Raw genomic sequence first — 14,065 nt, 5'->3', positions numbered from 1 at the left:
CATGAGATTGAAAATAATACGCCATGTTTTTCTATTACAATACGCAGCATACGCCCCATATATAAACAGACCAAAGCCTATGAGATTAAATAATACTCTGACACTATACCAAAACATATATATCCACCCCATTCTATAGGATATTTGAGATACCTCCATCTTAGTACATCATATATGAAACGTCAAACCAAACATTAAAAGACCACTCTGTTAAGAGTGGCTCACATTAATCAATAATTTCAATATCTTGTTTCTTGTAGACATCGCGGGGTTTACTTCCGTTTGCAGGACCGATTACACCGTTTTGTTCAAGTGCATCAATTAGGTTTGCAGCACGGTTATAACCAACTTTAAACTTACGTTGTAACAGTGATGTTGATGCGCGTTGCTCCATTACAACAAAGTCAAACGCCTCGTCATACAAGGGGTCTTCATTGGATGAGAGCATCCCATTATTACCTTCGACACCATCCAAACGAATGAACGCATCATCAAACCTTGGTTTGGCTTGCACACTCGCCTTTTCAGCGATTGTACGCACCTCATCATCGCTAACATAAACACCTTGAACACGGATTGGATTGGGTTCACCCATGGGAATATAAAGCATATCACCATAGCCGAGAAGTTTATCTGCACCGGTTGCATCAAGAATTGTCCGCGAATCAATGGCACTGGAAACTGCAAAAGCAATTCGCGAAGGAATATTGGCCTTAATAACTCCCGTTACAACATCCACAGATGGCCTTTGAGTTGCAACAATCAAGTGAATTCCTGCAGCACGAGCCAGTTGAGTAATACGTTGAATACTTGTCTCAACATCTTTACCAGCAACGGCCATCAAGTCAGCAAGTTCATCAATAATAACAACAATCCAAGGCATACGTTGACGCCCTTCTTCTGGATGTAGCTTGATTTGTTCATTGTAAGAACCGATGTTTCGTACGCCGCCCTTTGAAAAGAGATCGTAGCGTGTTTCCATTTCATCAACAATGACCTTAAGAGCCATCGACGCTTGCATTGGGTCTGAAATAACAGGACCAATCAAATGTGGGATATTCGTATACGGCGTAAATTCAACCTTTTTAGGATCAATCAGAAGCAGTTTAAGATCATCCGGCGTTTTTGTCAGAAGTATGGATGTAATAATCGAATTCATACACACAGACTTCCCACTTCCAGTTGCTCCAGCAACCAAAAGGTGAGGCATCTTGTTCAACGCAACTGTGATTGGTTTTCCCATCAAGTCCTTACCCAAAGCGACTTGAATGTTGTCTGGATCAGTGAATGTCGGTGATTGGTTAATAACATCACGCATTTTTACTGGAATCATCTCGACGTTTGGGATTTCAATACCAACGGCAGACTTACCCGGAATCGGTGCTTCGATACGAAGTGTCTTCACAGCCAACTCCATCATGAGGTTGTCTTGAATTGAAGAAATCTTCGATATTTTAACATTGCTATCTGGTTTAATTTCAAATTTTGTAACCGCAGGACCAATATGAGTATCCATTAAAGATGACTCAATTCCAAATTGTTTAAGCACCGAAATTAAGCGCTCACCGCGTTCTTCAGCACTTCGTTTGTTTGCAGCAGAAATTGTACTTCCACGACTTGAATCCAAATTACTTACTGCGGGAATTCGATATTTCTCATACGAACTTGGACGGTTGTCCTTGTCACCCAACTCACGCAGTTGTGTCTCAGTTTGGGAAGGTAACGTGATTTCATCAACAATTTCCGGTGTCATCACATCGACACTCACTTCATCGCTAGTTTCAATGTGATTTTGAGTCGGTTGACCCTCATCGATGGACATAAAAAGTGACGATTTCTTTTGAATCTTAGGTATCTCAATGCGTTCGGCATCATCCAAAGACAAGAAACCGGCTTTTACTGGTTCACTCGACTCCGCAAAATCTGCTTCTATCAGTGCATCAAAAGCTTGTCGTTCTTTTTCTTCTTTTCGCATTCGACGTGCTTCTTTTCGTTTTTCAAAGAAAGAACTTGTCTTTTCGCTTCCTTTGCTCGCCGACTCCAACATGCGCGCTGGCGTAATCAACAATGCAAGGCCAACCATCGCGAAAACGACGATGAAAATAATAACACCACCACGATCAAGCAAGTAAGAGAGACCGCCATAGAGAATTGCTCCCATGAGCCCTCCCCGTGCCGGAAAGTCGACACTTGCAAATATTTTTGGTATGTCACTAAAGAATGATGAGATAACATTCATTCCAACAAGATTTACATCAAATGATAATGAAAGAACGAGAATCATTGCCATAAAAATCAATGCAATACCAGACCAGAACTTTCCTGACTTCTTAAAACTCTCAGGCTTTATAAGTAACAATCCGGCAATTGCGATAATTAGAATGTAGTAAGGTAATGTATACTCCCCGATGATAACACGCATCGTATTGTCAAGTATCTCACCAACAAGACCATAACGAAAATTAGCGACCAGCGATAGTCCGATGACTACAATTGCCGATATAAATCGTATAAGTTCTTTTTGTTTTTGTATACTTGCTTTAGTTTTCTTTTTCTTTTTGGAAGTCACATCCACAGCCCCCTATCAAACGTGAATTTCAATTATTACAGGAAGAATCATTGGACGTTTCCCTGTTTGTTTAAATATGTATTTTGAGATCAAATCACGCGCATCATTACGCGCATCAATATTCGAGTATTTCTTTTCTTTTACAAGCTTGCTAATCGTGTTTTCTAAGAGTGTTCCGACTTCTTTCATGATATTATCGGCATCCTTAAGATAAATAACACCACGAGATTGAATATCTGGTCCACCCAACACTTCTTTTGTACGATTGTTGATGACGACACCCACGATAATCGCACCATCTGTTGCAAGAATTTGGCGATCGCGTAGAACAAGTCCAGATGTATCAAGATGATCTTTACCGTCGATGAGTACATCTTCAAGTTTAATAATTTCTGAAGTTGATTTTAAGCGTCCATCTTGGAACTCAGCAACTTGCCCATTATCTAGAATCACGATGTTTGCAGCGCTAATTCCCATATCGATAGCAACACTGGCGTTTGCCACCAAGTTTTGATAATCACCTTTTACCGGAACATAGTATTTTGGTTTCAATAGTGAAATCATCATTTTCAAGTCTTCAATTGAGGCATGCATCGCAAACACTTCTTTGTAGCTCATCGAAGTAACTGCAACACCATCTTTGTAGAGCTCATTGACCATGAGTCCCGCTTCAGCCTCAGTCCCAGGAACTTCGGGTGATGCAACAATAACACTGTCTGTTTCACGGATATCAATAATTTGGTCTTCACCCATAGCAATACGCGCCATTTTACGGAACACATTGGGTCCAACATCTGAGACAATTACAACAATTTTTTCTGCATCGTTTTTAAAGTCAGCATGTTTTACTTCAAGGCCTTTAGGCATTCTAAAGTAATTGAGTTTATCCAAGTGCGTGAGTAAACGACGTTGTGTATCACCATAGAAATAAACTTTACGCCCAAATTTCTGTGCCATCTCGATAACTTCGATTAAGCGGAAAATGTTTTGTTCGTACAGTGTCACCAAGATACGGTTATCTGTTGCTTCAAAAGCACGTTCCAAACGGCGACCAACACGGTGGTTTGGTGATGTAAATCCTTCACGCTTGGCGTAAACAGATTCAGCAGTTAGTAAGAATACACCCTTTTTACCAATCTCCGAGATGTTCGCAACATCTGTAGTAAAGCCACGACTTTGAATGTTAAAGTCAATCATAAACTCACTTGCATGAACAATGTACCCTTGATCTGTATCAATGGCAATTCCAAAAGAATCCGGAATTGAGTGTGTAACACCAAAAGAAATACATTGGCGACTGTCAATTTTAAAACGACTGTCGCGTTTGATTCTGAAGATAGTTGCATTCTTAATGCGATTCTCTTTAAGCATATCCTCAATCATCAAGGCAATTAATGGTGTGGTATAAATTGGTGCATTAACCTCGCGAATTAAGTACGGCAACGCTCCCATAACATCATCATGACCTTGAGTAATAAAAACAGCTTTAACACGTTTCTTATTCTTTTTTAAATAAGACATATCAGGGATTACAATTTCAACCCCCAGTTGTTCTGTGCGCGGATACTTTATACCCGCTTCAATAACATATATCTCGTCGTCGATTTCAATGATTGATAGGTTTTTACCTTCTTCATCGAGTCCTCCCAACGCGAGAAATCTAATTTTTTCCATAAAAAAATCTCCTTCATTTTATATTAAGTTTTAAAAGTTAGAACTCATTAGTACTATTATACACTAGATTGCAATTTACTTCATTAAAAAATACCAAGACGGGCTTGGTATTTTCACTAAATTACAAGTCGTGTAATTGCGGTAGACTCCATTGTCTCATCATCGACATCAATGATGACTGCATTCAAGAACGCTTCACCTAACGCAACAGTATAACGTGTTTTCTCAGCGAGGATGACGTTACGATACAATTCCTCAACATCACGTCCGATTATGCTCTCTTTAGCCCCACACATCCCTACATCCGTAATATAGGCAACACGACCAATCAATCGTTCGTCGGCTGTTTGAACATGAGTATGGGTTCCGACCACAGCGTTAATGTCATTCTCATACACATATGCGAAAAGCATTTTCTCGCTTGTTGACTCAGCATGAAAATCAACAAAGTAATAATCAGCAGTAGTCTCTTCAAGAAGCGCATCCATGTATGGATATGGGCTGCCACCCACGCGATTCATAAATGCTTCACCATACATATTTGCAACACAAATTTTCTTCCCTTTGACTTCAAAAATCTTATAATAGTTTCCAAAGTCAACCGGTTCTATATTTGCAGGCACGAGTAAATTTGGGCAATCATCGTAATCATCAAAGATTTCGCGCTTTGCAAACGTATGATTTCCCATCGTTACGCACTCAATTCCCGCATTTGTGAGTTGATTGTAAATCTTCTTTGTAATTCCTTTACCATGGGCACTGTTTTCGCCGTTGGCAATTGTGAAATCGATATTGTGTTGTTCCTTTATCATGGATAAGTGGTCGACAACAATTTGTCGACCACTTGCTCCTACGATATCCCCAATAAAGAGAATTCGCATTATTTTGCTAACTCCATGGCTCTAAGTTCACGAATAACCGTAACTTTGATTTGTCCAGGATAGGTTAATTTTTCTTCAATCTCTTCACGAATTTCACGTGCCATCTTTATGGTACCGAGATCGTCGACATCATCAGGAACAACAATGACGCGAAGTTCACGACCTGCTTGAATTGCAAATGCACGTTGAACACCATCACGGGTTGACGCCACTGCTTCCAAGTCTTCAAGACGTTGAATATAACTTTCAAAGGATTCAAACCGAGCACCTGGACGCGCAGCACTTAATGTATCCGCTGCTGCGACTAACACTGCAATGGCACTGGTTGCTTCTGTATCCCCATGGTGACTTGCAATTGCATTAATGACAACGGGATGTTCATTATGCTTTTTAGCCAAACGTACGCCCAATTCAACGTGTGAACCTTCTAGTTCAAAATCAAGTCCTTTACCAATATCATGTAAGAGACCTGCACGCTTGGCAAGTTTTTGATTGAGGCCGAGTTCAGCTGCCATCATGCCAGCTAAGTTTGCAACCTCAACACTGTGAGCCAATGCATTTTGTCCGTACGAATAACGATATTTCAATCGACCCAATACATGAACAATTTCCTTGTCCATTTTACTGATGCCTAACTCAAACAATGTATCTTGGCCTGTTTTTTGTATAATAACATTTAATTCTTTACGTGCTTTATCCACTGCTTCTTCGATGCGACCAGGTTGAATGCGACCATCAGACATCAATGTTTCTAATGCCATACGACCGATTTCACGGCGAATCGGATCAAAACAGGATAAAGTGATAACCTCTGGTGTATCGTCAATTAGCAAGTCAACACCCGTTGCATTTTCAAATGCACGAATATTACGTCCTTCTCGACCAATAATACGACCCTTCATCTCTTCACTTGGTAATGATACCGTTGAAGATGTACGTTGTGTTGTTTCTTCTTGAGCATATCTTGAGATTGCAAGAGAAATTATATTACGTGCGATGTCATCTGCTCTTTGGCGAGCAGTTTCCTCTTGATCCTTAATATATGATAGAACTTCTTGTTCCATTTGCTTTTCAACGATTTCAAAAAGTTCGCTTTTTGCTTCTGATGCAGGCATCGATGCAACACGTTCGAGTTCTTGTAATTGAACTTCTGTGCGTTCATTGATTGCTTGCTCCATCTTTTCCAGTTTGGAATTCTTCACTTCTAAATCACGTTGTTTATCCAACAATTCCTTATCCTTGGAAACTAAGTTGGCATCTCGCATATTTAAATTTTCATCTCGGCGCTCCAATTTGCTTTCAAATTCTTGGAGTTCCAAACGCTGTTCTTGTGCTTCACGTTCAGCGTTAAGTTTAATTTCATAAGCGTGCGTCTTTGCTTCTAATTGTGCTTGACGCGTTGTTGTCTCTGCTTTTTCTTTAGCTTCGTTAATTATTGAATTCGCTTGTTCTTTAGAGCGATTTAATCCTTGTTTGTTAATGATGAACATCGCAATAATCATCACAACAAACACTACTATACCGGTAATGATGGAATATAATACTGTATTAGTCATTATAGTCCCTACCTTCTTTAAATGTTTAATCGTTAGTTACCTAACATATATATAATACTTTATTTTACGAACTTTCACAACAACTATTGTAAAAGGCTTTCACACAACTGAAAACACATTCATTCATTCATAAAAAAGAGGATTCCGAAGAACCCTCTCTATAAATGATTATGCTTCTTTAACTTCCGTTGGTGTTTTTTCAGGAAGTATGATATTACGAACTTGTAAAGCAATCTCTTCTTGAAGTTTTGGATTGTCTTCTAAGAATGATCGAACCGCTTCACGTCCTTGCCCAATTTTTTCATCTTTATATGAGTACCATGAGCCGCTTTTGTTAATAATATCGTACTGGACACCCAAATCAATGACCTCACCGATATAACTAATTCCTTTACCATATATTATTTCCACTTGAACAGCCTTGAAAGGTGGAGCAACTTTATTCTTTACGACTTTGATGTTTGTTTTATTACCGACGATGTCAGTTCCTTGTTTGATTTGTTCTGAACGACGAATATCCAAACGAACTGAAGAGTAAAACTTCAAAGCACGGCCCCCCGGTGTTGTCTCAGGGTTCCCAAACATAATTCCGACTTTTTCACGAAGTTGGTTAATGAAGATTGCAGTACAGTTACCGCGATTCATACCACCCGATAGTTTACGCATTGCTTTTGACATCATACGAGCTTGGAGTCCAACTTGAGCATCAGACATCTCGCCATCAAGTTCCGCTTGCGGAACAAGTGCCGCTACACTATCAATAACGATTAAATCAACAGCACCACTTCTAACAAGAACATCGACGATTTCAAGACCTTGCTCACCAGAATCCGGTTGTGACAAAATAAGTTCATCAATGTTAACGCCGAGATTTTGGGCATAGATTGGATCAATTGCATTCTCAGCATCAATAAAAGCTGCTTTTCCACCAGTTTTTTGCACTTGTGCAATTGCGTGCAATGCAAGGGTTGTCTTACCACTTGATTCAGGACCGTATATTTCAATGATTCTCCCTTTTGGATAGCCACCGATACCTAAAGCGGCATCAAGACTTAACGAACCCGAACTGATTGCATCAACATCAACACCAGAACGATCACCCAATTTCATGATTGAACCTTTACCAAATTGTTTCTCAATTTGTTTTATTGTATCATCAAGAATTTTATCTCTTTTTTCTTTTTCCATAATGTCTCCTCTAGTTCACAGTACTCATTGACAGCCTGTTTTCCTACATACTTTCTGTTAGATAAGAGCGTGCTTGTATTAAATAAGACGCGCCACTTAATACTGACATTAATGTTGCAAACCAAACCATGATTGATGCAACAGGTAAACCAAACAATTCAAATGGTAAGTTATTCATCAAAACAAAAATTATCGCAACCATTTGAGCAACAGTCTTCACTTTACCCAAATATCCTGCCGCCATGACCATACCACGCTGTGACACAAGCATTCGTACCGCATCAACAATCGTATCACGCCAAATCATCACAATAACAGCAATGATTGGAACAACACCTTGAGCTGCGAAAATAATAAACAATGTGTTTACAAGAAGTTTATCAGCAATTGGATCTAAGAACTTTCCAAAAACTGTAATCATGTTTTTACTGCGGGCGAGGTATCCGTCAAGGAAGTCTGTAAATGATGCAACAATAAAGAGCACCAATACCACGATATTTTTAACACTCAAAGTTACATGTTCAACCGTGAGATACGGCATTGATATTCCTAATTGGCTGTAGGGAAAAAACTCTACCAGGACAATTACGGGAATTAAAATAATTCTAAATACAGTAAGTTTATTTGCAATATTCATTAATTCGTTGCTCCTTCTACAAATTTAAAAGTCAAAGTCGCAACATCAGTAGTAGCAATTGCAGGATCAATTTCAACTTTTACGCCATTTAAATTAATTGTATTTCCGTTTATATTTCCAAAGTTAGCATCAAAAACCTTGCCTTTTGAAGCCTTAACAATTGCTTTCGCATTTGATCCTGCTTCGTATACAGCTTGGTTAGGAGTTGGCATAAGGTTGCCATCTTCCATGAAACTCATCCATGACGCATTTACAAATTGAAACTCGAAGGTCGTATCAGCCCCCTCTTTCCATCCTGAAATTTCATAATTGGTTTCATCAATTTTCTTAACGACCAATTCGCTGGTTGGTTTTTCGGGCTCGGTTGGTTTCTCTTCAGGTTTTTCTGCTTCACCTTCACCTGGTTTTTCAGTTCCAGGAATGGATATTTCAGGCTTTTGAATTGGATCGTCATCGCGATTTGCAAGCATTGGCCCAACGTACTTAATTCCTACATAAACCATAGATACTAAGATTGCGATTGCCAATACCAGTAAACCGATTGTTGGAACATCCATTTTCAACGGTCTTTTCGCACGCTTCATTGTCGTTGAAGGGCCGCGATTTGAAGAATTTGCTTTCTTTTTTACATTTGATGTGATTTCATCTTGTTTTTGAATTTGTGATAAGGATACAGAATCTGTATAAGCATTAATTGTATTATCAAGTTCTAATCGTAATTCATCATAATTAATATTTAATGCATTCGCGTAATAACGAACAAAATAACTTAAATACGATAAATCATCTTTAAAAAACTGAATGTTTCCCTCTTCAATTGCGTTCAGCTGGATTGTCGAGAGTTTTGTTTTGGAACTCATGTCTTCAAGGGTGTAACCCAATTCAAGACGTCTTTCTTTTAAAATTAAACCGATTTTTTCCAAGATGTACTCACCTTCCTTAAATAACTGCAGTTTTTAACACATTCATACATGTTGATTATATCAATGTCTTAACGATTTTACAACGTAAGAAAAAATATTAAAAAAGAGTACTCGAATTCCAAAGTAGTATCAAAGAAAAAAACTTAAATCTAACACTTAAGATTTAAGTTTCTCCTACATAATATGATGCATATACACTCAATAAGCCATGTTCTGTTGCGATAATCATTTATCTACGTCATAGACGTCCGGCACATCTCTTTGATTCGATAGTGCCAGTTCCCCTACCAAATTTGGGTTTCTCGCTTATGGGGTTTACCTCGTTCCACTCCCAGTCTTTCGAAAGGGACTTCGTCACTGTGGCACTTTCAAGCCGCCTCCCATAGTTTCCCTTAGGGATTTGGTCTGCCGTCATAGATGCCTCTATGCTTCGACTTATTTTTTTGTCGAACACAAACACTACCACCATCACAGGTGGTGCGAGCATGGACTTTCCTCTACACATTAAATGCAGCGATTATCTTTCGTGTATTCCTATTATTCTTTTGTATTAAAAACCGCTTCTTCCAAGCGTGAAACACGTTTTAATATATCAACGTGGCTAAACTGACTTGGTGCTTGTTCGCTTTGTGCGCGATTTTTGCCTTCATGTTCTAATAACATGCGACGTTGTTGGGCTAATGACTCTTCATAACGGTCCAACAATTCCTTTTGTTCTTTAATGATACCCTCGAAAAATTCGTAATCTTGCATAACATCATCGAGAAATTGATCAACCTCGACAGCACTATACCCCTTAAAATCAATATTGAATTCTTTACCCAAGATAGCATCTGTCGTTAGTTTTTGTGCCATATTATTCACCTCTCGTCTATTATCTCAAAATTGGTACACTTCTTCAAGCATACGTTAACCAAAACTTCCCATATTTCAAGTGTATGATATTTGTGTGTATTTATAGTATAATATCGTTGGTGATACAATGATACAATATCCGAGTGGAAAAAAAGGATACCAGAAACCCAAAGGGTCTGGAATAACAAGTCGTCGTGGGATGAGTTTGGAAGAAGATATAAACGCAACCAACGATCACTACCTCATAAAGAACAAGGCTGTTGTTCATAAAAAACCAACACCCATCCAAATTGTTAATGTTGACTATCCATCGCGTAATAAAGCGAAGATAACGGAAGCATACTTCCGGCAAGCATCAACAACGGATTATCAAGGTGTTTGGAAGGGTTTAGCCCTTGACTTTGAAGCCAAAGAGACGAAGAATAAAACACTTTTTCCTCTTACAGCTCTGCACCAACATCAGATCGACCATATTAAAGCAGTCCATGAGCATGGCGCAGTCGCATTCCTCATTATACGTTTTAATGCATTTGATGAAACCTATTTAATTTTCGCACAAGAACTGTTGGCATATATTGCTGATAAGGAAGTGCGTTCGTTACCATTTACTTGGATTCAAGCAAGTGGTCATCGAATTACAACGTCGTACCAAATACCATGTGATTACCTTGAGGTTATCGCATCTGTATATAAAAAGGAGTAATTATGACTGAGAAGAATGATAAAACGATGGAAATGAAGAAACCTTCAAATCCAAAGCCTACACCAAAGAAAAAGAAACCTAAGGGTCCTCATCGTGGTGCCCGCATTGTAGCATCAATCCTTATTTTTATTACTGCAAGTGCAGTTTTAGTCACAGGTGTCGTAGGAATTTATGCCGCAAACCAGATTTCCAAAACACAAAATTACACAACAGAAGATTTCATTTCCATGGCAAACTCGAAAATTTATGCAGCGGATGGCGATGAAGATGGTGTTGAAATACATAACGCAGGTATTAAGAAGCGTGAAAACATTTCATATGATGAACTATCAACATCTTTAATCGATGCTTTTGTTGCAACCGAAGACTCTCGATTCTTCGAACATAACGGTTTTGATATTCCCCGTTTTACCAAAGCGGCAATCGAAAACGTTCTTGACTCATTGAAGTCAGGAAGCCTATCTTTTGGTCAAGGTGGTTCTACCTTTACCATGCAGTTAATTAAAAACACCGTCTTTATGAATGACGGTTCAGATGGTGGTGAAGTTATTGCTGTTGAAGGCGGATCGAGTGGCATTAGCCGTAAGGTCCAAGAAATCTACCTGGCGCAACACCTTGAAAGTACGGGTGTATTGAGTAAAAAGTTAATTTTGGAACTATATTTGAATCGCATTGATTTTGGTGCTGGTAATAATATCGTAGGTGTTGAGAATTCATCCCAAGCTTACTTTGGAAAATCAGCTTCCGATTTAAATACTGTTGAGTCTGCATTTATGGCCGGTGTTATTAATGCCCCATTTGCTTATTCACCATATTCATCTTTAAAACTTGCAAATGAGCGAACACAAAATGTGTTGTACTTAATGCACTATCACGGATACATATCAGATGAAGAATACGAATTGTCAAAAAATGTAAAAATCGAAGACCTACTCTCTGATAAATCAACAGGACTTAGCCCTGATCTTCCGTATCAAGCTTATATTGATGCAGTCTACAAAGAAGTCGAAGATTTGACAGGTCTCAATCCAGCAACAACACCAATGCGCATTTACACCGCGATGAATGTTGATGTACAAGAAAGCATTGATAAAGTTCAAAACCGAGAAGTTGATTACTTGAACTATGATTACGGATATGACAAACCTACAAAGGTTCAAATTGGTTCTGCAGTTGTAAACAACCAAACTGGTGAAATCATAGGAACATTTGGTGGTTACGATCGAAATGCAGCGCTTCTAAACGACCGCGCTACACGCATCGCTGTACAGCCGGCATCGACAATGAAACCCGTTGTCAGCTATGCTCCAGCCTTTGAATATCTAGGTTGGGCAACCGACCACATCATTGAGGATGTCCCTATTGAAGCAAATGGTTTAATCTTAAAGAACTATGATGACCGCTACGAAGGACAAATTCCTTTAAACCGCGCAATTGGTGATTCACGTAATATTCCCGCAATTAAAGCCTTCTTAGATGTGCAAGATACACTCGGATATGACGGATACATGAAGTATTTTGAAAATCTTGGGTTACCTTATAATGAAGATAACTTTGGTTGGCCTTATGCAATCGGAAACGATTCATTCAAATTAACACCTGCACAAATGGCCGCAGCAACAGGTGCACTGTTCAATGAAGGTAAATACAATAAACCTCATACAGTTCGTCGCATCGAGTTTGAAGATGGTCGTGAACCATATTATCCAGATAGCACACCAACTCAAGCATTATCACCAGGAGCAGCTTATATGGCGACTCGCGGTATGAAATACGTTGTAGATAGCAATACCAACTCATATACTCAACCCCTAATGAGAAGTTACACTACTTTTGGAAAAACAGGTACCAATGAGTGGGATGCTGAATCAGCTGCTCATATTGGTGTTCCAGCTTATAGCTCGAAATCACGCCTCATGATTGCTGCCACAGATCAATTTACAATCGCAACATGGGCTGGATTTGATGAGAGTGATGAAAACTCATGGTTTGATAATTACCAAAAAGATCTAAACATCCCAGGCGAACTTAACAGTTACCTACTCGATGTCTTATATGACTCATATGGTCCAGGTTATGATCTTGCAGTACCGGGTGATGTTGTACAAATTTCACACATAAAGGGTCCATTCCCTTACCAATCCCCTGTTGCTGATATGGATCCAGAACTTGTATCAACTGGATATATTCTATCCAAGTATGCTAAATTAACAGAAGCAAAACCACAAGAACTTCTAGAACTTGCTTCAAATCCTAAACTAGCACATACACAAAATGGTGCAGATGTTAAATTAACAGTTACAATGGATCCTTACCCAGATGAAACAAAAGTTACCGCTTCCGACAATCGAGACCTAACCGTCACATATCCGGGTGGAGGTACCTACACGATTCCAGGTGGAAAAATCTATGATGAAGCTTGGATCTTTGGAGCTGTACGCTATAAATCTGAAGTTTATGTCAACGGCGTACTTGTCGAAGAAAAAATGGACGATAAGAATATCCAGGCATTTGACATTAAAGTTGATCCGACGATCAAATCAGAGATTAAAGTTGTTTCTTACTACACGTTTGATAAATCTGGCAAGAAATCAAGCCCTCGCGAATCTATCTTATCGATTGAAGCAACAAAGGATAATAGTGTCACTGCCCCATCGTTTGTTGGACGTTCTCTTGGAGAGTTCATGCAATGGGTTAATGCAAATAAAATTCCAACACCAACTGTGAATTATACAGTTGACAATACAGTCGATTATGCGACAATCCGATCATTGACTCCTGATCCAAGTGGTAAGTCCTACAAACCACAAGAACTTCTAGGACTTAAACTTACTGTTGATGTTAGTGATTACCAAATAAGCGCTGATGGAGCACTCACTGTTGGACAATTCCGACAATCATTTGGAACGATGGTAGCACCATCAAATCCAGCAGCTGATGACGATAAAATCATCACCGGCTTCATCTTTGGAGGCGAAACCGTAAACTCATTCAGAATGAGCGACCGATTCGGTGGAAGCGTTACATTAAAGATTGATTAAGAATCCTAAGTCATGTTCTAATTTCCTAGAACATGGCT

General features: G+C 39.1%; 10 protein-coding genes and 1 other RNA gene. 2 read left to right on the top strand and 9 right to left on the bottom strand.

Annotation, left to right across the window (positions count from 1 at the left end; genetic code table 11):
* Positions 1–226: 226 nt before the first annotated feature.
* The 9 genes from G7062_RS06710 to G7062_RS06670 form a co-directional block, all read right to left on the bottom strand.
* Complete coding sequence (locus G7062_RS06710) at positions 227–2,569, bottom strand: DNA translocase FtsK (RefSeq protein ID WP_166065146.1); 2,343 nt, start codon at positions 2,567–2,569, stop codon at positions 227–229.
* A gap of 15 nt (positions 2,570–2,584) precedes the next feature.
* On the bottom strand, positions 2,585–4,243 hold the full coding sequence (locus G7062_RS06705) for a ribonuclease J (RefSeq protein WP_166065145.1): 1,659 nt from the start codon (positions 4,241–4,243) through the stop codon (positions 2,585–2,587).
* A 116-nt stretch (positions 4,244–4,359) separates the two neighbouring features.
* The gene (locus G7062_RS06700; protein ID WP_166065144.1) at positions 4,360–5,124 is read right to left on the bottom strand and encodes a TIGR00282 family metallophosphoesterase; all 765 of its coding nucleotides are present in this window, start codon (positions 5,122–5,124) and stop codon (positions 4,360–4,362) included.
* Positions 5,124–6,680 carry a ribonuclease Y gene (gene rny, locus G7062_RS06695; protein WP_166065143.1) on the bottom strand — a complete coding sequence of 519 codons (1,557 nt, stop codon included), beginning with the start codon at positions 6,678–6,680 and terminating at the stop codon, positions 5,124–5,126. The genes G7062_RS06700 and rny overlap by 1 nt, the downstream gene beginning before the upstream one ends.
* A 168-nt stretch (positions 6,681–6,848) precedes the next feature.
* The gene (recA, locus tag G7062_RS06690; RefSeq protein ID WP_166065142.1) at positions 6,849–7,868 is read right to left on the bottom strand and encodes a recombinase RecA; all 1,020 of its coding nucleotides are present in this window, start codon (positions 7,866–7,868) and stop codon (positions 6,849–6,851) included.
* A gap of 43 nt (positions 7,869–7,911) precedes the next feature.
* A complete protein-coding gene (gene pgsA, locus G7062_RS06685) occupies positions 7,912–8,505 on the bottom strand; it encodes a CDP-diacylglycerol--glycerol-3-phosphate 3-phosphatidyltransferase (RefSeq protein ID WP_166065141.1) in 594 nt (197 codons plus the stop codon).
* On the bottom strand, positions 8,505–9,428 hold the full coding sequence (locus G7062_RS06680) for a RodZ family helix-turn-helix domain-containing protein (RefSeq protein ID WP_240915930.1): 924 nt from the start codon (positions 9,426–9,428) through the stop codon (positions 8,505–8,507). Before G7062_RS06680 ends, pgsA begins: the two co-directional genes overlap by 1 nt.
* A 199-nt stretch (positions 9,429–9,627) precedes the next feature.
* Positions 9,628–9,958, bottom strand: an RNA gene (gene rnpB / locus G7062_RS06675) — RNase P RNA component class B.
* A 7-nt stretch (positions 9,959–9,965) separates the two neighbouring features.
* Positions 9,966–10,283, bottom strand: a complete 318-nt coding sequence (locus G7062_RS06670; protein ID WP_166065140.1) for a DivIVA domain-containing protein — start codon at positions 10,281–10,283, stop codon at positions 9,966–9,968.
* Between the two features lie 127 nt (positions 10,284–10,410).
* Between G7062_RS06670 and recU the strand changes: the two genes are divergently transcribed.
* On the top strand, positions 10,411–10,986 hold the full coding sequence (recU, locus tag G7062_RS06665; RefSeq protein WP_166065139.1) for a Holliday junction resolvase RecU: 576 nt from the start codon (positions 10,411–10,413) through the stop codon (positions 10,984–10,986).
* Positions 10,987–10,988: 2 nt separating this feature from the next.
* Complete coding sequence (locus G7062_RS06660; protein WP_166065138.1) at positions 10,989–14,027, top strand: transglycosylase domain-containing protein; 3,039 nt, start codon at positions 10,989–10,991, stop codon at positions 14,025–14,027.
* Positions 14,028–14,065 lie beyond the last annotated feature (38 nt).

It is taken from the genome of Erysipelothrix sp. HDW6C, assembly GCF_011299615.1.
In the GTDB taxonomy this organism is placed as follows: Bacteria; Bacillota_I; Bacilli_A; order Erysipelotrichales; family Erysipelotrichaceae; genus Erysipelothrix.
This window is presented reverse-complemented; position numbering and strand designations above follow the sequence as displayed.